General features: G+C 70.7%; 16 protein-coding genes and 1 pseudogene. 10 read left to right on the forward strand and 7 right to left on the reverse strand.

The window, feature by feature from the left end:
• Window positions 1-16: 16 nt before the first annotated feature.
• On the reverse strand, window positions 17-856 hold the full coding sequence (locus M4960_RS02535; protein ID WP_207896253.1) for a flagellin: 840 nt from the start codon (window positions 854-856) through the stop codon (window positions 17-19).
• 117 nt (window positions 857-973) lie between these two features.
• Window positions 974-1,792 (reverse strand): sigma-70 family RNA polymerase sigma factor, encoded by an 819-nt coding sequence (locus M4960_RS02540; RefSeq protein WP_123938152.1) that lies wholly within the window; start codon window positions 1,790-1,792, stop codon window positions 974-976.
• Window positions 1,793-2,244: 452 nt separating this feature from the next.
• Between M4960_RS02540 and M4960_RS02545 the strand changes: the two genes are divergently transcribed.
• The 5 genes from M4960_RS02545 to M4960_RS02565 all read left to right on the forward strand — a co-directional run bounded on the left by M4960_RS02545 (window position 2,245) and on the right by M4960_RS02565 (window position 6,830).
• Window positions 2,245-2,730 carry a flagellar protein FlgN gene (locus M4960_RS02545; protein ID WP_123292716.1) on the forward strand — a complete coding sequence of 162 codons (486 nt, stop codon included), beginning with the start codon at window positions 2,245-2,247 and terminating at the stop codon, window positions 2,728-2,730.
• A 4-nt stretch (window positions 2,731-2,734) separates the two neighbouring features.
• Entirely contained in the window at window positions 2,735-4,156 is a 1,422-nt protein-coding gene (gene flgK / locus M4960_RS02550) for a flagellar hook-associated protein FlgK (protein WP_248703362.1), read from the forward strand.
• 2 nt (window positions 4,157-4,158) lie between these two features.
• Entirely contained in the window at window positions 4,159-5,040 is an 882-nt protein-coding gene (gene flgL / locus M4960_RS02555; RefSeq protein ID WP_248703363.1) for a flagellar hook-associated protein FlgL, read from the forward strand.
• Window positions 5,037-5,405 carry a flagellar assembly protein FliW gene (gene fliW, locus M4960_RS02560; RefSeq protein ID WP_111086356.1) on the forward strand — a complete coding sequence of 123 codons (369 nt, stop codon included), beginning with the start codon at window positions 5,037-5,039 and terminating at the stop codon, window positions 5,403-5,405. Before flgL ends, fliW begins: the two co-directional genes overlap by 4 nt.
• Before the next feature lie 465 nt (window positions 5,406-5,870).
• Complete coding sequence (locus M4960_RS02565) at window positions 5,871-6,830, forward strand: hypothetical protein (protein ID WP_248703364.1); 960 nt, start codon at window positions 5,871-5,873, stop codon at window positions 6,828-6,830.
• Window positions 6,831-6,865: 35 nt separating this feature from the next.
• On the opposite strand, the gene M4960_RS02570 is transcribed toward M4960_RS02565, so the two are convergent.
• The gene (locus tag M4960_RS02570) at window positions 6,866-7,495 is read right to left on the reverse strand and encodes a hypothetical protein (protein ID WP_248703365.1); all 630 of its coding nucleotides are present in this window, start codon (window positions 7,493-7,495) and stop codon (window positions 6,866-6,868) included.
• 38 nt (window positions 7,496-7,533) lie between these two features.
• Between M4960_RS02570 and M4960_RS02575 the strand changes: the two genes are divergently transcribed.
• Window positions 7,534-8,442 carry a hypothetical protein gene (locus M4960_RS02575; RefSeq protein WP_208321810.1) on the forward strand — a complete coding sequence of 303 codons (909 nt, stop codon included), beginning with the start codon at window positions 7,534-7,536 and terminating at the stop codon, window positions 8,440-8,442.
• A 38-nt stretch (window positions 8,443-8,480) separates the two neighbouring features.
• Here the strand turns inward: M4960_RS02575 and M4960_RS02580 are convergent, their stop codons facing one another.
• Window positions 8,481-9,449, reverse strand: a complete 969-nt coding sequence (locus M4960_RS02580) for a beta-ketoacyl-ACP synthase 3 (RefSeq protein WP_248703366.1) — start codon at window positions 9,447-9,449, stop codon at window positions 8,481-8,483.
• Between the two features lie 167 nt (window positions 9,450-9,616).
• Between M4960_RS02580 and M4960_RS02585 the strand changes: the two genes are divergently transcribed.
• Window positions 9,617-10,588, forward strand: coding sequence for an aldo/keto reductase (locus M4960_RS02585; protein WP_123292709.1), 972 nt, complete (start codon window positions 9,617-9,619; stop codon window positions 10,586-10,588).
• A 139-nt stretch (window positions 10,589-10,727) separates the two neighbouring features.
• Here the strand turns inward: M4960_RS02585 and M4960_RS02595 are convergent.
• The 3 genes and pseudogenes from M4960_RS02595 to zapE form a co-directional block, all read right to left on the reverse strand.
• Window positions 10,728-11,377: pseudogene (locus M4960_RS02595) on the reverse strand (tyrosine-protein phosphatase).
• A 109-nt stretch (window positions 11,378-11,486) separates the two neighbouring features.
• Window positions 11,487-12,761, reverse strand: coding sequence for an ammonium transporter (locus M4960_RS02600; protein ID WP_111086361.1), 1,275 nt, complete (start codon window positions 12,759-12,761; stop codon window positions 11,487-11,489).
• Between the two features lie 205 nt (window positions 12,762-12,966).
• On the reverse strand, window positions 12,967-13,986 hold the full coding sequence (gene zapE / locus M4960_RS02605) for a cell division protein ZapE (protein ID WP_216833905.1): 1,020 nt from the start codon (window positions 13,984-13,986) through the stop codon (window positions 12,967-12,969).
• A 136-nt stretch (window positions 13,987-14,122) separates the two neighbouring features.
• Here zapE and M4960_RS02610 point away from each other — a divergent pair, with 136 nt between their 5' ends.
• The 3 genes from M4960_RS02610 (at window position 14,123) to M4960_RS02620 (ending at window position 20,966) form a co-directional block, all read left to right on the forward strand.
• Window positions 14,123-15,028, forward strand: coding sequence for a sulfurtransferase (locus tag M4960_RS02610; protein ID WP_248703368.1), 906 nt, complete (start codon window positions 14,123-14,125; stop codon window positions 15,026-15,028).
• The gene (locus M4960_RS02615) at window positions 15,025-15,483 is read left to right on the forward strand and encodes a SufE family protein (protein WP_111086363.1); all 459 of its coding nucleotides are present in this window, start codon (window positions 15,025-15,027) and stop codon (window positions 15,481-15,483) included. The genes M4960_RS02610 and M4960_RS02615 overlap by 4 nt, the downstream gene beginning before the upstream one ends.
• Window positions 15,484-16,244: 761 nt before the next feature.
• Window positions 16,245-20,966 carry a DUF6531 domain-containing protein gene (locus M4960_RS02620; RefSeq protein ID WP_248703594.1) on the forward strand — a complete coding sequence of 1,574 codons (4,722 nt, stop codon included), beginning with the start codon at window positions 16,245-16,247 and terminating at the stop codon, window positions 20,964-20,966.
• The last annotated feature ends 410 nt before the right edge of the window (window positions 20,967-21,376 follow it).

Below are 21,376 nucleotides of genomic sequence, written 5' to 3' on the forward strand. Positions count from 1 at the left end.
GGCGGCGTCGTGGGTGCTAGCGCAGGAGCGAGAGCACGCCCTGCGTGCTCTGGTTCGCCTGCGCGAGCATCGACGTGCCGGCCTGGCTGAGGATGTTGTCGCGCGTGTACTTGACCATCTCCTCGGCCATGTCGACGTCGGTGATGCGCGAACCGGCAGCGGTGAGGTTCTCCTTGGCCACGTTCGTCACGTTGATGGCGTGGTCGAAGCGGTTCTGGACAGCACCGATGCTCGAACGTGCCGCGGACACGTACTTGATCTGCTCGTCGATCGCGGTGATGGCGGCCTGAGCGTTCGTCGCGCTGTCGAAGGTGAGGGCGCCGACAGCGGTCGACACGGACTCCACGTTGGACTTCGACAGGTCGACGTCGATCTGGCTCGCCGCGTCGCCGTTGGCGCCGACCTGGAACTTCAGGACGCCCGCTGCGCCGGCGGAGCCGTCGAGCAGGTTGATGCCGTTGAAGTTGGTCGACTGCGAGATGCGGGTGAGCTCCTTGGTGAGCTCGCCGACCTCGGTGGTGATCGCCGTGCGCGAGTCCTCGTTGTTCGAGTCGTTACCGGCCTGGACGGCCAGGTCGCGCATGCGCTGGAGGATCGAGTGGGTCTCGGTGAGGCCACCTTCAGCGGTCTGCACGACGGAGATGCCGTCCTGCGCGTTGCGGGCGGCGACCGTGAGGCCACCGACCTGGGACTTCAGCCCCTCGGAGATCGACAGACCGGCCGCGTCGTCGGCAGCGCGGTTGATGCGGAGACCCGACGAGAGCTTCTCGAGGGACTTCGACAGGTCGTTCTGCGTCGAGTTGAGGTTCCGGTACGTGTTGAGTGCCGAGAGGTTGGTGTTGATGGACATACCCATGGTGGTTTCCTCCGTGAATGCTGGGTCGTACTACAGCCCGTCCGTGGGCTGACGTGGATGACTCTCGACCGGGTGCCGGGAGTCGTTAGGGAATCGACGGAAATACCCGTCGACGGTTCAGCTCGCCGCCACGGCGACAGGCGCGGTCGCGTCGTGGACGGCACGTGCGACGCCGGCGGCGGCGTTCGACGCGACGCGTGCGAGGTAGGCGCTCCGGCGGGCCGCGGTGGTGCGCGAGGCGGGTTCGGCGGCGGCACCGCCGTCCCCGTAGTGGGCGGCCAATCCGTCGCGGAGCAGGCGCATCGCCTCGGAGCGCTGCTGCGAGACGGCGGAGTGCGTGATGCCGAGTTCCGCGGCGACGTCGGTCACCGAGCGGTCCCCGAAGTAGACGGCCTCGACGACGAAGCGCATCCGCTCGGGCAGTGCCTCGACGGCTGCGCGCAGGTAGCGGCGCTTCTCGGTCTCGAGCAGGTCGTCGCCGGGCAACGGCAGGTCGGCGGCGACGAGGTCGTGCACGGTCTCGTCGAGCGGCGCGACGATGCGGGCCGCGTCGCTCATGGCGTCCGAGGCGGTCTGCCGGTCGACACCCATCGCGTCCGCGATCTCCTGCACGCCGACGCTCCGGCCGAGTCGGGCGGACAGGGCCTCCTGCGTGGCGAGGGTCTCGCGGATCCGCTTCCGGGTGCCGCGGGACGCCCAGTCGGCCGAGCGCATGTCGTCGGCGAGGGCTCCGGCGATCCGGGTCCGGGCGTAGGCGCCGAAGGGGACGCCGAGGGTGGGGTCGAACGCGTCGGCAGCGGCGACGAGGGCGAGGGAGCCGACGGCGGCGAGGTCGTCGCGGTCCAGGTGCGTGGCGCGGGAGCGGACGTCGGCGACGATGTAGCCCACGAGCGGGAGGTGCTCCACGATCATCGCGTTGCGTGCGGTGCGGTCCATGCTGATCCCCTGATCGACCTGACGTGACTGTCTCGACTCACCCGTCCCTGGGCACGACGGACGCCGGCCTCGGATGGCCGGTGCGTACGCCGAAGACCCGCCCGGTTCCCTCCGAGCGGTGCACCCCGCGCCCCTGTGACGCGGTTCGAGGTCGCCCTCGTGGTGCGTTCTGAATGTATCGGCTGGCAATGTCCTGAACAGGGGTTCATCCGTCCCCAGTGCGGGGGCATTCGCGGTGTTTCCCGGTCCGCATTTGGGGGGACCCACCCGGTAGAACGCCCGTTCCCGTCCCCCGGACGGGGTGGATACGGGAGGCCCGGGGGACGTCCGCCTCGCAGGTCACGTCCCCCGCCGCTTACGACCACCGCCGTCGGGTCGATAGGTCTCGGTGTCCGCCGGATGGTGGACCCGAAGACCCGAACACCCGACGACGACCCACACGGGAGGAGCTGATGAGCGTGAACGACCTGTCCGCCGTGCTCTGGCGCGAACGCGAACTGCTCGAGCTGCTCACCTTCAAGCTCGAGGAGGAGCAGCTCCTGCTCACCGCGGGCCGTTCCCGTTGGGTGTCGCACGCCAGCCGCGAGGTCGAGCAGGTCCTCGAACGACTCCGCAGCACCGGACTCGAGCGCGCCGCGTCGAGTGCCGAGGTCGCCGAGGAGTGGGGCGTCCCCGCCGACGCACCCCTGCGCGACGTCGTCGCCGCAGCGCCGAACGGCCCGTGGGGTGAGATCCTCGCCGCGCACCTGACCGCGATGGTCGAGCTCACCACCCAGATCGGCGCCCTGCGCGACGAGAACGACCGCTTCCTGCGCACCGCCGCCCAGGCCACCGAGGAGACCCTCGCCGGCACCGTGACGACCGCAGCGACGTACGACGCCTCGGGCACCTCCGGTCCCGGCTCCGACGGCGCCCGCCTGTTCGAGGGGACCCTGTAACCCCGTGGTCAGCACCTTCGGCTCCCTCGCCACCGCGTACTCCGGCCTCGCCGCGGCCCGCGCCGGCATCGACGTCACCGGCCAGAACATCGCGAACGCCGGCACCGCCGGGTACACGCGGCAGCGCGTCACGCAGAACTCGATCCCGGCGACGCAGACCGGGTTCATGCGCGGCACCGCCGCCCTCGCCGGTCAGGGCGTCTCCGTCGACGGCATCGCCCGCTTGGCATCGCTGACGCTCGACGTCGGCGTCCGGGTCGCCGCGGGGTCCTCCGCCTACGCCGACGCCCGTGCGACGGCGCTGTCCGCCCTGGAGACCGGCCTGCACGAGCCCGGCAAGGACGGCCTGAGCGCCAAGCTCGACGCGTTCTGGTCGTCGTGGAGCGAACTCGCCAGCCACCCCGACGACCCGGGTGCCGCCAGCGCCGTCCTCGGCGCAGCGGGCACCGTCGCCTCAGCACTGGCCGCCGGGTCGAAGGCCGTCGACGCGCAGTGGTCCTCGGTCCGGGGCACCGCGGCCGGCCAGGTGACGCAGCTGAACGACGCCGCGAAGCAGGTGGCCGACCTGAACGGGCGGATCCGCACCGCGCTGGCCTCCGGCGGCACCGCGAACGAACTCCTCGACCAGCGCGACCAGCTCACCGAGCAGATCGCGACGCTCGCCGGCGGGACGACCCGCACCAACGCGGACGGCACGGTCGACGTGCTGCTCGGCGGCAACCCGCTCGTGCAGGGCACCGACGCCCGCGCCGTCGCCCTCGGCGGTGCCGAACGCCTCGCCGACGGCGCCGCGGTCACCCTGACCTGGACCTCCGGCAGCGCCGGCGCGGTGTCCCTGAGCGGCGGGTCGATCGGTGGTGCACTCGCCGTCCTCGCCCCGGCGAACGGGAACGGCACGGGCGGCGCACTCGCCCAGGCCACCGCGTCCTACGACGCCGTCGCGACCCAGCTCGCGGCGACCGTCAACGCCGTGCACGCCACCGGCACGACCCCGGCCGGCACCACCGGCACCGCGTTCTTCGCCCTCGCGACGGGCGTCCCTGCCGCGCAGGGCCTGTCGGTCGTCCCGACGGACGGCACCGGCCTGGCGACGCGGAACGCGGCGGGGCAGCTCGACGACTCGTTCGCCGACGCGCTCTCACGACTCGGCACGGGCCCTGGAGCCGCCGACACGACCTGGGCGACGTTCGTGGCGGGGGTGGGCACCGCCTCCCGGTCGGCCGCGACGGAGTCGACGCTCACCGGACTCGCCCTGACCAACGCGCGCACCCAGCAGCAGTCGAGCGCCGGCGTCGACCTCGACGAGGAGAACGTGAACCTGCTGAGCTACCAGCACGCGTACCAGGGCGCGGCACGCGTCCTGACCGCCGTCGACGAGATGCTCGACACCATCATCAACCGCGTCGGACTCGTCGGGAGGGGCTGATCGTGATCACCCGGGTGACCACCCAGATGTCGATGGCCGCGGCCTCGGCACGGCTGCAGACCGGTGCGGCGCGCGTGGCGCAGCTGACCGAGCAGGCCACCACGCTGCAGGCGATCCAGAAGCCGTCCGACGACCCCGTCGGCACCGCGTCGTCGATGCAGGTCCGCAAGGAACAGGCCGCGGCCGCGCAGTACACGCGCAACGCGAACGACGCCGTGGCCTGGCTCGCGACCACCGACAGCGCCCTGTCCAGCGTCTACTCGGTGCTGAACAGCGTGCGGGACCTGACCGTGCAAGCGGCGAACTCCGGCACCATGAGCGACACCGACCGCGACGCCTTCATCACGCAGTTCCAGTCGCTGAAGTCCGACCTCGAGGCACGGGCCAACACGACCTACGGCACCCGCTCGGTCTTCGCCGGCGCCTCGACCGCCGCCGCCGCGTACGACCCGGCGACCGGGTGGGCGGCCTCCGGCACGGACGTCTCCCGCCGGATCGGCGACGGCACCACCGTGCGCGTCGACACCGCCGGGGCCGACGTCTTCGGCACCGGCGCGTCGTCCGTGTTCGGCGTGCTCGACTCCATCGTCAGCGACCTGCAGAACGGAGTGAACGTGAACGCGCGGATCAACGACGTCGACGGCGCGCTCGGTGCCGTCCGCGGCGCCCAGGCCGACGCCGGTGTCCGGCACGCGACCGCCCTCGCCGCCCAGGACTCGCTGAAGACGGCAGCCGTCTCGCTCGAGAACCGCCGCGCCGGCATCGAAGACGTCGACCTCGCCAAGGCCGTCCTCGACCTGCAGGTGCAGCAGACCAACTACCAGGCAGCCCTCGCCGTCACCGCGAAGGTCCTGCAGCCGACCCTGATGGACTACCTCCGATGAGCATCTCGCTGACCTTCGCCGTCCCGCCGTTCGGCCTGTCCCCCGCACCGGTCTTCACGCTGACCCCGGTGGACGGCGCCGAGGGCCTGTTCACCCTCGTCGGGGGCTCCTCGCGCTTGTTCGTGCTCGACGCCGCGGTGCACTTGCCGTCGTACTCGCCCGAGCTCACCGACGAGCAGGCCGCAGGGCTCGAGCTGACCGACCCTGCCGACGCGATGCTGCTCGTGGTGGCGAACCCCGGCGCGTCCGGCACGACCGTCAACCTGCTCGCCCCGATCGTCGTGAACGCCCGGACCGCCGTGGGCGCGCAGCTCATCCTGGAGGACCAGGACCTGCCGCTGCGGGCGGAGCTCGCGCGGGCGTAGGTGCTGCGGGGGCTGGCGGCTGCACGAGCTGGCTGGTCGACTCGGAACGACGTCCTCGATGTCGTACGACATCGAGTTCGTCGCACCGGCGCGTGCGCAACAGTTGCACGCGCCGCCCGACGACAACATCGACGTCGTGCGACATCGATGTTGTCGCACCTTGCACGGGCGTCGGTCCGGCATCGAACACCCGTATGCCCCCGGCCCGGGGCACCGATCCCCGCAGGACCCTGTCACCCGCGACCCCGAACGACGTCCTCGATGTCGTACGACATCGAGTTCGTCGCACCCGCGCGGGTGCAACAGTTGCACGCCCCGCCCGACGACAACATCGACGTCGTGCGCCATCGATGTTGTCGCGCCGTGCGTCCGCCTCATCCCTCCACAGACTGGAGGCCCGGCTCGTTTCCCACAGATCGTCGCTCCGTACCGACATGGTCGGCTCGCACCGCCGATCGTTGAGACATGAACGACCGAGTCCTGGCCATCCCCCTCATCCGCACCGGCGACCATCCGAGCGCTGAACGGCGTGCGCTCCAGCGTCGCGTGCATCGCGGCTCGCTTGCCTCGATCCGGCCCGGCGTGCTGGTCGATCCGTCGCTCGTACAGGGGCTGCGGAGCGAAGACCGTCTGCTCCTGCTCGTCCGGGCGACGGTCCCGTCGGTCGGACTGCCCCGGGCGTTCTCGCACTCCTCCGCGGCAACCGTGCACCGGCTGCCCTTCACCGCAGCGGCTCCCGACCGAGTCGAGGTCGTCGACCCTCGGTTGACCAGGCCGGACACCACGGCGCTTGCCCGGGTCAGACCGGGGCATGCGATCGACGACTCCGGCGGACGATGGGCAGGGACGCCGCCGACCGTGCCGATCGAGATCGACGGGGCACCGGTGACGTCGTTGGTCCGGACGCTCGTCGATCTCTCAACCACCGCACCGTTGGACCAGGCCGTTCCGATGATCGATCAGGCGCTGCGCGAGCGACGGGTCCTGCCGGAGATGCTCCGCGACGAACTCTCGTCCCACGAGCGCAAGGGGTCCGAGAAGGCGGGGGTGGCGATCGAGATGGGGTCGGCGCTGTCGGGGTCGCCGGCGGAGTCGGTGTGCCGGGTACGCTTCCGGCAGATCGGGGCACCGGAGCCGGTGCAGCAGTACGAGTTCCGGCGGACCGGAGGTGGGACGGCCGTCGTGGACTTCTGGTTCCCGGATCAGGGCGTCGTGGTCGAGGTCGACGGCCGCGCGAAGTACGAGGACCCGACGATGCTCGAGGGGCGGAGCACCGCCGAGGCGCACTGGCAGGAGAAGCGTCGCGAGGACTTCGTCCGGTCGTTCCCGGAGGTCCGGTTCGTCATCCGGTTGTCGTGGGCCGACCTCATGCAGCCCGACCGCGTGCGTGCAGCACTCCGCCGGAGCGGTGTCCCGTGCCGGTGACGCGCAGGCGAGCGGCTGCGAGGGCCCGGCCGGGGTCAGTGGCTCGGCGCCTCCCGGTGGTGTGCACGCTGCCGTTCGACCACGAGCGGTGCACTCGGCACGCCACCGCCGACGATCACTTCGCCGGTGCCGACCCGCACGCCGTGGACCCGCCCGACACCCTTCACCACACCGGCACGCCGATCGGGGTCGGGCTCGCGGTGGTCGCCCCCGGCTGCGAGCTCGGCGTCACGGACGGCGACCGGCCCGAGCACCTGGGCACCGGCGCCGAGCTCGGTGGGGCCCTCGACGAGGCAGCCGCCCGACAACCGAGTGCCGTCCCCCACGAGCACGTCCACCCCGGTCGCCGTGATCGTGACGGACCCCGGGCCCAGCTCGGCACCGGAACCGATGGTCACCCGGGCCGCGGTGGCGACGACGGAGACCGGGCCCGGACCGAGCCGCGCGCCGGATGCGACGGTGATCGAGCCCCCGGCACGCGTCTCGAGTACGGCTCCGGGGTAGAGCACCACCCCGGCTGCGAGGGTGACGTCCGCGCCGACGAGCACGGAGCCGGGGTCGAGCACGACGACCTCGGGCAGCAAGCCGCGCACCTCGGCGACCGTCAGGAACCCGGAGGCCCGCCGAGCGTCGTCAGCCGGACCGGGCGCGCCGTCGATGTCCATCCAGCGAGCCTCCCACATGCCCGGCGTACGGTGAGCGCATGGCCCGCTCCCCGAAGGACCAGGCGATCGTGCCGCTGCCGAACGCCCAGGTCTCCCCCATGCCCGACGACTCCCGGACCCCGCAGCCGCAACAACCCGGCGGGTGGGTCAAGTGGCTCGACCGCGCCATCAGCGTCCAGCGCCCGGTGGTCGTGGCGCACGTCAACGCGATCCGCCGACGCAAGCCGGACGCCACCCCCGCCGAGGTCATCCAGATCCTCGAGCGGCAGTACCTCACCGCGGTCACCACCGGTGGCGCAGCGGTCGGTGCGAGTGCGGTCATCCCGGGCGTCGGGATGGTGGCCGCCCTCGGGCTGAGCGGCGCGGAGACGGTCGGGTTCCTCGAGACCACCGCGCTGTTCGCCCAGTCGGTGACCGAGGTGCACGGCATCGCCCTGGACGACCCCGAACGGGCACGGACCCTGGTGATGGCGATGATCCTCGGTGCTCCGGGCACACAGCTCATCAAGCAGCTCGGCGGGCAGATCGCCGGCGGTCAGGCGCGCACGGCGTTCTGGGGCGAGATGGTGACCTCCTCCCTGCCGAAGCAGGTCGTCAACGGCCTCGGCGGGCAGGTCCGCGACCAGTTCATCAAGCGGTTCGCAGTGCGTCAGGGGACGTCGGTGCTCGGCCGTGCACTGCCGTTCGGGATCGGCGCAGCCGTCGGCGGGCTCGGCAACCACGCGCTCGGGCGGAAGGTCATCCAGGCCTCGCGGACCGGGTTCGGGCCGCCGTCGGCACACTTCCCGATCATCCTCGAGCCCAAGCCCGCGAAGCCCGAGAAGCAGCCGAAGGACAAGCAGCCCAAGGAGAAGCAGCTGAAGGAGCCCAAGCAGCAGAAGCAACTCGGCTGGCGCCGCGGCTCCGCGAAGGACGAGGACCTCTGGTCGGAGACGCCCGAGCGCTGAGCCGGGCGGCAGGCCCGATCAGAACGACCGAGGCCCGATCAGAACGACCGCACCGGCGTCCTGACGACCTGTCCGGCGTGCGCGAACCCGCCGCCGAAGCCGAACAGCAGCGCGGGGACGCCCTCGGGCAGGTCGCCACGCGCCCACGCCTTCGACAACCCGAGCGGCACGCTGGCGGCCGAAGTGTTCCCGGACTCGACGACGTCGCGGATGACGAACTTCGACTCCCCGCCGAGTGCGTTGACGAGCGGCTCGATGATCCGCAGGTTCGCCTGGTGGAACGCGAACACTTCGATGTCGTCCATGGTGAGCCCGGCGGCCTCGACGACCTTGCGGGCGTGCCCCTCGGCCTCGGTGATGGCCCAGCGGTAGATCGAGCGACCCTCCTGGTTGAACCGGCCGGGCGTCCCCTCGACCCGCACCGCGTCGAGCAGGTGCGGCACGCTGCCCCACGAGACGGGGCCGATCTCGGGGGTGTCGGCGGCGCCGAGCACGGCGGCCCCGGCCCCGTCACCGACGAGCACGCACGTCGACCGATCGGTCCAGTCGGCGATGGCGGAGAGGGTCTCGGACCCGATGACGAGCGCGACGTCGGTGGACCCGACGCGGATCGACTGGTCGGCAAGGGCGAGCGCGTACTCGAACCCACTGCACGCGGTGTTGATGTCGATGGGCGCCGGACCGTTCGTCATCCCGAGCGCGGCGGCGACCCGACCGGCGGTGTACGGCGCGCGGTCCTGGTGCGTGGTGGAGGCGACGATGACGAGTCCGACGGCCGAGGGCGAGACGCCGGCGTCGGCGAGGGCGTTGCGACCCGCTTCGATCGCCATCGACGTGACGGTGTCGTCCGGCCCGGCGATGTGGCGGGTCTGGATCCCGGTCCGGGTGCGGATCCACTCGTCGTTGGTGTCGACCATCGTCGAGAGTTCGTCGTTGGTCAGGATGCGTTCGGGCTGGTGGTGACCGAACCCGAGGATCCGGCTGCCACGGAGTGCTGGGGTGTTCACCGACGTCACGGTACTCCTCCCCCGAACCAGAACATGCCCCCGACGGCATGCGGCGGCGCAGCGACGCAGGGACGCAGCACCGCGACCAGCACTACAGCGACCCACCATGCAGAACCGGTACTCCCAGGGCCTGGCAGGGTGCCCCTCGGAGCGCGTAGACCGGACCCATGGACTACACACACCTCGGACGGACAGGGCTGTCGGTTTCACGGGCAGTGCTCGGCACGATGAACTTCGGCCCGGAGACCACTGAAGACGACTCGCACGCCATCATGGACCGGGCCCACGAGCTCGGCGTCAACTTCTTCGACACCGCCAACGGCTACGGCGGCTCGGTGGGCAAGGGCGCCACCGAGGAGATCATCGGCCGCTGGTTCGCGAAGGGCGGCGGCCGTCGCGAGAAGACGGTCCTGGCGACGAAGGTCTACGGCGACATGATCGACTGGCCGAACGGCGGCAAGCTCAGCGCCTTCAACATCCGCCAGTCGCTCGACGCCAGCCTGCAGCGCCTGCAGACGGACCACATCGACCTGTACCAGTTCCACCACGTCGACCGTGCGACCCCGTGGGACGAGATCTGGCAGGCGATCGACGTCGCCGTGCAGCAGGGCAAGGTCCTGTACGTGGGGTCGTCGAACTTCGCCGGCTGGCACATCGCCCAGGCGCAGGAGGCCGCGAAGCGCCGCCACACCTTCGGCCTGGTGAGCGAGCAGTCGATCTACAACCTCGTGGTGCGCGACATCGAGCGTGAGGTCCTGCCCGCCGCCCGCGAGTACGGCCTCGGCGTCATCCCGTGGTCGCCGCTGCAGGGCGGTCTGCTCGGTGGTGTCATCGAGAAGACCGAGAACGGCTCCCGCCGTCTGTCGGGTCGGAGCGCGGAGTACGTCGAGGGGCACCGCGACCAGCTCACGGCCTACGAGTCGTTCGCCAAGGAGCTCGGCCACACGCCCGGCGAGCTCGCCCTCGCGTGGCTCCTCCACCAGCCCGGTGTGACCGCGCCGATCACCGGCCCCCGCACGATGGAGCAGTGGGAGTCCGCGGTCCGCGCCGTCGACATCCGCCTCGACCAGCGTGCGCTGGACCGGCTCGACGAGATCTTCCCGGGGCACAAGACCTCACCGGAGGACTACGCCTGGTGAGCTGACGGAACGGGCCGGAACCACGGCCCGCGATCAGGGCCACGGACGGGAGGCACGGTGCGCGTCGGACGCGCACCGTGCCTCCCGTCCGCCGTTGCGACCACCGCACGTGGCGAGCCGTCAGGAGAACGCACGCCCGTCAGAGCGCTGCGTTCTCCGCGTCCGTCAGCCCGGCCCAGCGCAGGTACGCGGTGACGCTGCCCCACCGCGCCTCGACGTGCCGGATCACCGTGGTCATGGTCTCCGGCACGCACCGTTGCGCGACGGCGGTCGCCTCGGGGTCCGTGCTGACCGCACGCTCTGCGGCGAACCGATCGGCCAGCCCGACAGCGCTGGCGGCGTAGTCGTCGCCGACGGCCTCGATCGACGCCCCCAGAGCCGGGCGAGCAGTCCGCTGACGACGCCGGTGCGGTCCTTGCCGGCGGAGCAGCAGACGAGCACGTCGCCGTCGGACCGGGCGATCGCGCGGAACGCGGCGGCGATCCCGGTGCGGTGGCGCTCGAGCCAGTCGATGTACTGCTCCTCGAGCTGCACGGCCTGGGCGCCGGACTCGACGGTCGACGGGTCGAACAGCGGGACGAGCCGGTAGCCGTCGGTGGTGCCGAGCGGGTGCGGGACGCGGGCGACCTCGTCGTCACGGCGCAGGTCGACCACGGCCGCGAGTCCGTGCGGGTAGGCGTCGGCACCGACGCGTTCGGTGTTGGCGCGGTACACGGTGCGGGGTCGGGCGTCCTGCAGGCCCGGTCCCCCGACCTCGCGCAGGTTGGTGAGGGTCGACGTCGTCGTCATGCCGTCAACCCTGCCAGACGACGGACCGCACGACGACGGGCCCCGCGCTTGCTGTGTGCGCGGGGCCCGTCGTCGTGCGGGTGGTGCTGGTGGAGCTGGTGTCTGCTGGCTAGCGGACCGAGACCGGCGAGTCGTCGGTCTGCTCGTAGAGGACGTAGCCCTCTTCGCCGTGGACCGCGGTGTCGATGCCGGCGACCTCGTCCTCGGTCTTGACGCGGAAGCCGATCGTCTTCTCGATGAGGAAGCCGATGACGAACGCCAGGACGAAGGAGTAGATGCCGACGGCCAGGGCCGCGGTGGCCTGCTTGCCGAGCTGCTCGAACGAGCCGGAGTAGATCAGGCCGGTGTCGTTGGCGAAGAAGCCGAGGTACAGCGTGCCGACGATGCCGCCGACCAGGTGGACGCCGACGACGTCGAGCGAGTCATCGAAGCCGAGACGGTACTTCCAGTCGATGGCGAAGCAGCAGATGATGCCGGCGACGAAGCCGAGCAGGATGCCCCAACCCGGGGTCAGGTTGGCACATGCCGGGGTGATCGCGACGAGACCGGTGACGGCACCCGAGGCGGCGCCGACCGACGTGGCCTTGCCGTCCTTGAGCTTCTCGACGAGCAGCCAGCCGAGGATGGCGGCGGCCGGTGCGGCGAGGGTGTTGACCCAGGCGATCGCGGCGATGCCGTCAGCGGCGCCCTCGGAGCCGGCGTTGAAGCCGAACCAGCCGAACCACAGGATGGCGGCGCCGAGCAGGACGAAGGGCGGGTTGTGCGGCTTGTGCGCACCCTTGGCGAAGCCGACGCGCTTGCCGAGGACGAGCGCCAGGGCGAGGCCTGCTGCACCGGCGTTGATGTGCACCGCGGTGCCACCGGCGAAGTCGATGACCCCCCACGTGGCAGCCCAACCCGAGGTCAGGTTGAAGACCCACGAGGCGACCGGGAAGTAGACGACCGTGACCCAGATGCCCGCGAAGACCATCCAGGCGCCGAACTTGGCGCGGTCGGCGATGGCGCCGGAGATGAGTGCGACCGTGATGATCGCGAAGGTGGCCTGGAAGCCGACGAACGCCATCGACGGGTACGCCGCCTGGATGTTCGAGGACTGCGCCTCCTCGAAGGCCTGGCCGAGGCCGATCTGGTTCCAGTCGATGCTGAAGAACCCGACGACACCGGAGACCGCCGTGCCGTCACCGTGGTTGGCGAAGGCGATCGCGTAGCCGTAGAGCACCCACAGGACGCTCACGAGTGCGATCGCACCGAACGACATCATCATCATGCTGATGACGGACTTGGCCTTCACCAAACCGCCGTAGAAGAAGGCCAGGCCGGGTGTCATGAACAACACCAGCGCCGCCATGACCAACACGAACGTCGTGTTGCCCTGATCAAGCATCTGTTCACCTCTCGATTGCACGAGCGGCTCTTGGACCGCCTCGGGTGACACCGAGTCTGGCGAGGTGACGTTTCACGAGGGGGCACGATGTGTTTCGCGGATGTAACGCGACGGCGCGGTTTGTAAACGTCGTGTTTCGCACGGCCCGATGCCCCCTGGACAGGGGGTGCACCGACCGGTCAGCGGATGCCCCGGACGGTGCGGGTCAGTCCTGGGCGCGGCTCAGGGCCACGACACGGCTCGCTGCGCGCAGGTACTTCTTGCGGTAGCCGCCGTCGAGCATGGCGTCGGGGTACACCTGGTCGAGCGGCGTGCCCGAGGCCACGATCCGGACCTGGGCGTCGTACAGCCGGTCGACGAGCGCCACCCACCGGAGCGCGTCGGTCTGGTCCGTGAAGGCCCGGACGTCGGTGAGCCCGACGGCGTCGAGGTCCTCGACGAGCGCGACGTACTTCGACGGGTGCACCGAGCCGAGGTGCGCGACCACGGCCGAGAAGTCGTCGAGCGTGACGGTGCCGGCCGGCAGCGCCGCGGCCACGTCGGACACCACGCCGGCCGATTCGTCGACCGCGCGGCGGCGGTAGTCGAGCCCGTCGATCCGCATGGTGTCGAACCGGTCGGACATCGCCTGGATCTCCCGCAGGAAGTCCTGGGCCGCGAACCGGCCCTCGCCGAGCGCGCCCGGAGGCGTGTTCGAGGTGGCGGCGAACCGGGTGCCGGTCTCGCTCAGCTCCTTGATCAGGCGGGTCATGACCATGGTGTCGCCCGGGTCGTCGAGCTCGAACTCGTCGATGCACACCAGCGCGGTCCCCCGCAGCAGGTCCACCGTGCCCTGGAACCCGAGCGCGCCGACCAGGGCCGTGTACTCGATGAACGTGCCGAACGTCTTCCGCCCGGAGGCCGCGTGGTACGCCGCGGCGAGCAGGTGGGTCTTGCCGACACCGAACCCGCCGTCCAGGTAGACGCCCGACTTCGCAGCGGGCTCGACCGGCTGCTTGCGGCGGCCGAACAGCCCGCGACGTGGCGCGTCGGTCGGACCGGCCGCGACGAACGCGGCGACGGCGTCGCGCACGTCGGCCTGCGAGGCGTAGTCCGGGTCCGGGCGGTACGAGTCGAACGAGGCGGCCGCGAACTGGGGCGGTGGCACGAGTGCCGCGGCCATCTGCTGCGGGGTCACCTGGGGGTCACGGTCGACGAGGTGCGCTGGCGCGGTGTTCGTGGACAATCAGGGACCCTTCCGGGAAGCAAGTCGTGCGGTGTCACGTTGCGGCTGGGGCACGGTACGTCCGCGTACCGTTGCCCACAGGCACCGACGACCGATCCTAGTCCGGTGCCGGATGACCACCTGGAGGTAGCCCACCATGACCGCACCGGTCGACCCGTCCGAGAAGTTCACCGCCTACGCCCACCCGGAGCGTCTCGTCTCCACCGAGTGGCTGCAGGAACAACTGGACGCCCACACCCCCGACCTGGTCGTCGTCGAGTCCGACGAGGACGTCCTGCTCTACGAGACCGGACACATCCCCGGCGCGGTCAAGATCGACTGGCACACCGACCTCAACGACCCGGTGCAGCGCGACTACATCGACGGCGAGGCGTTCGCCGAGCTGCTCGGCAGCAAGGGCATCGGCCGCGAGACCACCGTCGTGGTCTACGGCGACAAGCACAACTGGTGGGCCGCGTACGCCCTCTGGGTCTTCTCGCTGTTCGGCCACGAGGACGTCCGCCTGCTCGACGGTGGCCGCGCGAAGTGGATCGCCGAGGACCGCGCCCTCACCACCGACGAGACCGTCGTCACGCCGGCCGAGTACCCGGTCGTCGACCGGATCGACACCGAGATCCGCGCCTACAAGGACGACGTGCTCGCCCACCTCGGCAAGCCCCTCATCGACGTGCGCAGCCCGGGCGAGTACGACGGTTCCCGCACCACCGCGCCCGACTACCCGGAAGAAGGAGCGCTGCGCGGCGGCCACGTCCCCACCGCGGTGAACATCCCGTGGGCGACCGCCGCCGCACCGGACGGCACCTTCAAGCCGCGCGCGGAACTCGACGCGATCTACCGCGAGGGCGCCGGCATCGGCGATGCGGACGAGGTCATCGCGTACTGCCGCATCGGCGAGCGGTCGAGCCACACCTGGTTCGTCCTGCAGCACCTGCTCGGCTACGACAGCGTCCGCAACTACGACGGCTCGTGGACCGAGTGGGGCAGCGCCGTCCGCGTCCCGATCGTGCAGGGCGCGGAGCCGGGTACAGTTCCGAACCGATGAACGACAGCACCGAGGCCACCCTCCCCGCCACCCTCGCCGAGATCCGCGACGACTTCCTCGCCCTGGGCCAGAAGGACCGCCTGCAGCTCCTCCTCGAGTTCTCGAACGAGCTGCCCGCGCTGCCCGAACGGCTGCAGGGGCACGAGGACGAACTCGAACGGGTCGAGGAGTGCCAGTCCCCCGTGTTCATCACGGTGACCGTGGGCGAGGACGGCGACGCACCCGACGTCGTCCGCATGCACGCGACCGCGCCGCGCGAGGCGCCGACCACGCGCGGCTTCGCCTCCATCCTGGCGCAGGGCCTGAGCGGCCTGACGGCAGCGCAGGTGCTCGCCGTGCCGGCGGACTACCCGTTGACCATCGGCCTGTCCGAGGCGGTCAGCCCGCTGCGGATCCGCGGCATGGTGGGCATGCTCGGACGCGTGCAGCGTCAGGTGCAGGCTGCGGTGTCGTAGACGCGACCTTCTGACGGACGGGAGGCCCGTGGCGGATCCGCCACGGGCCTCCCGTCCATCTCCCCTCGGCACGCATGCCGTCCTCTGGAATTTCAGTCCGGATCCGTGCCAGGATGGTGCGGTCAGCACCAGGGGGGAATGACGATGGCGAAGATCCACGGGAACGATCCGACCGGCTACTCGTACAGCGCGGCGGATGCACTCAAGTCGGCTTCGACGGCGCTCGCGTCGTCGATCGACGGCCAGTCCGGGTCGCGGTCGTCATCGGTGACGACTGCGCGTTCGGAGTTCCGGGGCTACTTCTCCGAGGTCTTCGCGGACAACGCCGACATCGCCTCGCGCAGCGCGACGAAGCTCGTCGAGTCGCTGCAGAGCCTGTCGGGGTTCGTGCAGCAGCTCCGCGACGCCGCGAAGGACGAGGACGACCGGCGGAAGCAGGCGAAGGCGTGGGACGCCCGCAAGCGTGAACGCGAGGAGAACTTCCTCGTCGCCGCCGGGCACGAGGTCTCGACGTGGTTCGGCGGGGGCGACGACCCGAAGCCTCCGGAGCCCGAGCCGGAGCCACGACTGCAGGCGGACGAGGTCAGCGTCACGGGGCGGGAGTTCCCGGCGGGCGGCGGGACCAGCGGTGGGACGTCGTCCGCCGTCCCCGCGGACCTCCGCTCCTTCGAGGCGACCACCCGGACGCTCGACGCCGATCTGTCCGGCGCCGTCTCGACGTTCCGGAACGCCCTGAGCGACTACGAGGCCGAGTGCAACCCGTGCTGGGGCACCCTGAACGCCCAGTCGCTGCTGACCGCGGTGAACGACTGGCTCACGGCGAACGGGAAGGACGCCGACTGGGCGGGCACCGTCGCAGCGCAGTTCGAGGCCGCCGGTGGCGGTGCCGGGCCTGCGACGCTGTCGGACGCGGCGATCGCGGCCGCGCTGTCCTCGGCGGGGATCGACGCCGGTCGCGACGACTTCACCATCGGGCCGTTCTCGGCGATGGGGACGCCCCGACCAACGGGTTCGCCGACGACCCGGTCAACACGGCCACCGGCAACTTCCTCGAGCCCGAGACCGACCTGTCCTTCGCGGGGCAGGCCGCGTCGCTCCGGCTCACCCGCATGTACAACTCACTCGACGGCCGCGTCGGGGTGTTCGGACTCGGGTGGTCCTCCATCCTCGACATCCGGCTCGAGGTCAGCGACGAGGCCGCCTCGGTCGTGCTGGACGACGGCCGGCAGGTCGACTTCCCACGGCAGGGGGACGGGTGGAGCCGCGGCGTCGGCGAGGACCTGTGGCTCCGGGCCGAGCAGGACTCGCTCGTCGTGCGGGACAACGCCGGCGGCCGGTGGGCGTTCACGCCGTCCGGACTGTGGCTGAGCAGTGCGCGTGGAGCGGGCACCGCCGTGACCGTGCGACGCGACGAGCACGATCGGATCACGCGGCTCGCGCACGTGTTCGGGCGGTTCGTCGACATCGAGTACAGCGGCGACCGGGTGGCGTCCGCGACGGCGTCGGACGGGCGCCGCGTCGAGTACCACTACGACGAGGGCCGCCGGCTGGTCCGGGCGACCGACGCCGTCGGCAGTCGCCGGTACCGCTGGAACGCGGACGGCCTGATCGACCGGGTGACCGCTGCGACGGGAGTCGTCGAGTGCGAGAACACCTACGACGACCGCGGCCGGGTCGTCGAGCAGCGCACACCGTTCGGTCGACGGGTCCGGTTCTCGTACCTGCCGGGTCGGGTCACCTCGGTCTCCGACATCGACGGGGTCCACGCGAACACCTGGATCGCCGACCGGAAGGGCCGCGTCGTCGGGATCATCGACACCGACGGGCAGCGCCAGTCGATGTCGTACGACCCGCACGGCAACCTCGTCTCGGTGACCGAGCGCGATGGTCAGGTGACCGTCCACGGGTACGACGACCGCGGGCGTCGGGTCCGGACCGTGACGCCGGAGGGCGCCGATCTGACCTTCGGGTACGACGAGCAGGACCGCTTGACCACGGTGGTCACCGCGAACGGTGGGGTCGTCGAGTACGGGTACACGGGCGACGACCGGAACCCGTCCGTCGTCATCGACCCTGTCGGCGGTCGCACGCTGCTCGAGTGGCGGGACGGCGTGCTCGTCCGCACCACCGATCCGACGGGCGTCGTCGTCACGTTCCACCACGACGCGTCCGGTGAGCTCGTCGGCGTCGAGAACGCCGTCGGCGACACCGCACGTCTGATGCGCGACGCCGGAGGCAGGATCGTCGAGGCCGTCACGCCGCTCGGCAACCGGACCCGGTACCGCTACGACGCCGCCGGGCTGCTTACCGCGCGCGAGGACCCGGACGGGGGACTGTGGCGGTTCGAGCACGGCGACGACGGTCGGGTCACGGCGACGATCGACCCGACCGGTGCCCGCACGGAAGTCACCTACGGTCCACACGGCGAGGTCGTCTCCACCACGGACCCCCTCGGTCGCGTCGTCGCGAAGGACTTCGACGCGTTCGGCAACGTGTCGACGATGACCCTGCCCGACGGTGCCGAGTGGGCGTTCGTGCACGACGCGCTCTCCCGGCTCGAAGCCGTGGTCGACCCGGCCGGTGGCACCTGGGAGCGGGAGTACGACGCGGTCGGAGCCCTCGGCGCCACCGTCGACCCGACCGGTGTCCGCACTGAGGTCGGGCGCTCGCGCGCGGACGGCGTCTCCACGGTCCGCGACGCCTTCGACGCCGTGTCCGTGACGACCGACGAGTTCGGGCGTCCGACCCGGCTCGAGCACGCGGATTCCTCTGCTGAGCTGACGACGTACGACGCGTGCGGCCGCCCGGTCGAGCTCGTCGACGCGAACGGTGGCCTCGCCCGCATCGAACGTGACCTCGCCGGACGCGTCGTCGCCGTCACCACCCCGGCGGGCCGCACCACCCGGTACGAGTACGACGCGTGCGGCCGACCGGTCTCCGCGATCGATCCCGCCGGCGCACGCACCACGCTGACCTACGACGCCGATTCGCGGGTCGTCGCGCGCACCCTGCCGACCGGCGAGGTCGCACGCACCGAGTACGACCGCCAGGGCCGGGTCGTCCACGCCGACGTCCCCGGGGTCGGCACCGTCCGGTACCGGTACGACCGGGTCGGTCGCGTGGTCTCGGCGCGGGACACCCGCTTCGGCCAGCGGACCTTCCGGTACGACGCCGCAGGACAGCTCGTCGCTGCGGTGAACGGGCTCGGCGGCACCACCCGCTACGAGCACGACCAGCGTGGACGCCTCGTCCGCACCGTCGATCCGCTGGGTGGCGTGACCGTCCGGACGTACACGCAGCTCGACAAGGTGGCCTCGTCCACCGATCAGCTCGGGCGCACGACGACGGCGACCTACGACCCCGCCGGACGACAGCTCACCCAGACCGACCCGGACGGCACCGTGCTGCGGTGGGAGTACGACGCAGCCGGTCGGGAATCCGCGCAGTACGCCGGCGACCGTCTGATCGGCCGCATCGACCGCGATGCCCGCGCCCGCACGGTGACGATCACCGATGAGACCCGTCCGGACTCCCCCACTGCCCACGTCCTCGAGTTCAGCCGGCTGGGGCAGCTCGTCCGACGCTCGACCGGCGCCCGGGAAACGCGGTGGACCAACGATGCCGACGGGCTCCGCACCTCGGTGCAGTCCCCCGACGGGTCCACGACCCGGTACACGCACGACGCCACCGGACGGGTCGTCCGGGTCGAGCACTCGGTCTTCGGCGAGGTCCGGTACGAACACGACCCGGCAGGCCAGCTCCTGCAGGCCCGCGCCGGCGATCAGTTGCAGACCTGGGAGTACGCGAACGGACACGTCGTCCGGCACGCGCGCATCGACTCGGACGGCACGCACCTCAGCACCATCGGGCGCGACGCCGACGGGCGCATCACCCGGGTCGACGGACCCGGCGGGAGCACCACCTACGAGCACGACGATGCCGCGCAGCTGGTGGCGTCCGTCCAGGACGGCAGTCGCACGGGCTGGGTCTACGACGCAGCAGGTCGCCTGGTCGAGGAACGAACGGACTCCGGGGCCCGACGGTTCTCGTACGACGCCGCCGGACAGCTGACCAGGGTCGACGCTCCGGACGGGGCGCCCGAGGCGGAGTACGCCTACGACGGCGCAGGTCGTCGGGTGGAGGCGCTCCGAGCCGACGGGGTGACGACCACGTACGGCTGGACCCCGCAGGGTCACCTCACCGCGGTGGCGGAGGCCACCGCGGCAGGCACCACCACGACCGACCTGCACGTCGACGCCCTCGGTGAACTCGCCGATGTCGACGGCATCCCGATCGCTTGGGACACCGCCGCGTTCGCGCCGACGCTCCTGGCAGTCGGCGACACCCCGGTCGTCCGCGCTCCCGGTGGTCTCACCGGGGTGGGCGACGGGTGGGCAACCAGCGGTCGGCGCACGACGAGAGCAGCCGACGACGCCGACCCGTGGCAGACGCTCATCGACCTCGGCGGTTCCGGCCTGCCCGGCGGGATCGCGCTCGGCGCCGACGGTTCGCTGCAGGTCGCCGGCTTGGAGTGGATGGGTGCCCGCGCGTACGACTCGTCGTCGCGCGGCTTCCTGTCCATCGACCCGGTCACCGCGCCCGCTGGAGCAGCCTGGGCAGGCAACCCCTACTCGTTCGCCGGCAACGATCCGCTGCACGCCATCGACCCGCTCGGTCTCGCGCCCGTTACCGACGCGGAACTGGAGGCCTACGCGGCGGCCGAACAGGGTCCGCTCGCCCGGGCCGCTGCGGCCACCGGTGACTGGTTCGCGGACAACTGGGAGTACGTCGCCGGCGGCGCGATGGTCGTCGCGGGCGGTGTGCTTCTCGCCACCGGCGTCGGCGGTCCGGTCGGCATGATGCTCATCAGCGCCGGTGCCGACACCATCATCCAGAAGGCCACGACCGGCGAGGTGAACTGGGGCCAGGTCGCCGTCAGCGGGGCCTTCGGTGCCGTCGGCGGTGGTGCCGGTGCCCTGATCGGCAAGCAGCTGGTCAAGAACGCAGCAGAAGGTGCGGCCGAGAACGTCGCGAACTACGCGGTGAGCGGCCAGCCGGTGACCCCGGGTGGTCTACTCCGGAACGCGGCCGAGGGTGCGGCGACGTCGGCGGCCACCGGCGGCACGATGTCGAAGGTCCACCTGCCGACCGCGGTGAACAGGCTTTCCGACGTCTCTCCGTTACCTCCGACAGAACTCGGTGAGCGCGCTCAACGAATCGCAGACAAGGTTCTCGAGGATCCGAACAAGATGCGGCACATCTTTGACAAGAAGGAACACGGACTTGATCCGCTCGTTGACTCAATGGGAGGGAGGCGTCCGGTCATCGAGGCCGTTGCCCATCACCTTGACAAAAAGGATCTATCCCCCGGCAAATTTGTTGAAGACGTACCGATAAGCGATGCTATTGTTCGCGTACGTGGATCCAATGTAGCGGACACCCCTCGTGTCGGTACAATGTTCGTCCCAAGGGACACACCTTGAAGATTGGGGCAATATGAAGACAGAAGACGAATCACGTCTGCACGATCTCGTCCGCACTTGCTTGGATCATCTACTCCTACCTGAATCAGGATCATTGCAGTACCAAGCGCAAGCAATTCGAGGATTCCGACCGACTGGTCCACGGATCTGGCAGATAGACCTTGACGACTCACCCGCGGTCAATTTACCGGACCAGGCCCTTCCGATCGAAGCCTCTTATGAGAATGAATCTTCTGAAGTTGTAGGCGAAGTTCTTATTTGGACGAAGAATGGGAAAATTCACAGTCTGGAGCTTCCATGGTTCACAGATTCGATGCCAAGAAACATCCCCAGCGCTCAACAACTGCTATTTGACGAATGAGGGCCAGCGCCTTAGACGGGAGGACAAGGTGTGTCCTGGTGGCAACTGG

The organism is Curtobacterium sp. MWU13-2055, assembly GCF_023242305.1.
In the GTDB taxonomy this organism is placed as follows: Bacteria; Actinomycetota; Actinomycetes; order Actinomycetales; family Microbacteriaceae; genus Curtobacterium.

Bases quoted from the DNA above. Each gene is read 5' to 3' on its own strand.
- M4960_RS02545 (WP_123292716.1), top strand. From the start codon at position 2,245: ATGAGCGTGAACGACCTGTCCGCCGTGCTCTGGCGCGAACGCGAACTG.
- M4960_RS02570 (WP_248703365.1), bottom strand. From the start codon at position 7,495: ATGGACATCGACGGCGCGCCCGGTCCGGCTGACGACGCTCGGCGGGCC.
- M4960_RS02575 (WP_208321810.1), top strand. From the start codon at position 7,534: ATGGCCCGCTCCCCGAAGGACCAGGCGATCGTGCCGCTGCCGAACGCC.
- M4960_RS02535 (WP_207896253.1), bottom strand. From the start codon at position 856: ATGGGTATGTCCATCAACACCAACCTCTCGGCACTCAACACGTACCGG.
- M4960_RS02610 (WP_248703368.1), top strand. From the start codon at position 14,123: ATGACCGCACCGGTCGACCCGTCCGAGAAGTTCACCGCCTACGCCCAC.
- M4960_RS02540 (WP_123938152.1), bottom strand. From the start codon at position 1,792: ATGGACCGCACCGCACGCAACGCGATGATCGTGGAGCACCTCCCGCTC.
- M4960_RS02565 (WP_248703364.1), top strand. From the start codon at position 5,871: ATGAACGACCGAGTCCTGGCCATCCCCCTCATCCGCACCGGCGACCAT.
- M4960_RS02585 (WP_123292709.1), top strand. From the start codon at position 9,617: ATGGACTACACACACCTCGGACGGACAGGGCTGTCGGTTTCACGGGCA.
- M4960_RS02600 (WP_111086361.1), bottom strand. From the start codon at position 12,761: ATGCTTGATCAGGGCAACACGACGTTCGTGTTGGTCATGGCGGCGCTG.
- fliW (WP_111086356.1), top strand. From the start codon at position 5,037: ATGAGCATCTCGCTGACCTTCGCCGTCCCGCCGTTCGGCCTGTCCCCC.
- M4960_RS02615 (WP_111086363.1), top strand. From the start codon at position 15,025: ATGAACGACAGCACCGAGGCCACCCTCCCCGCCACCCTCGCCGAGATC.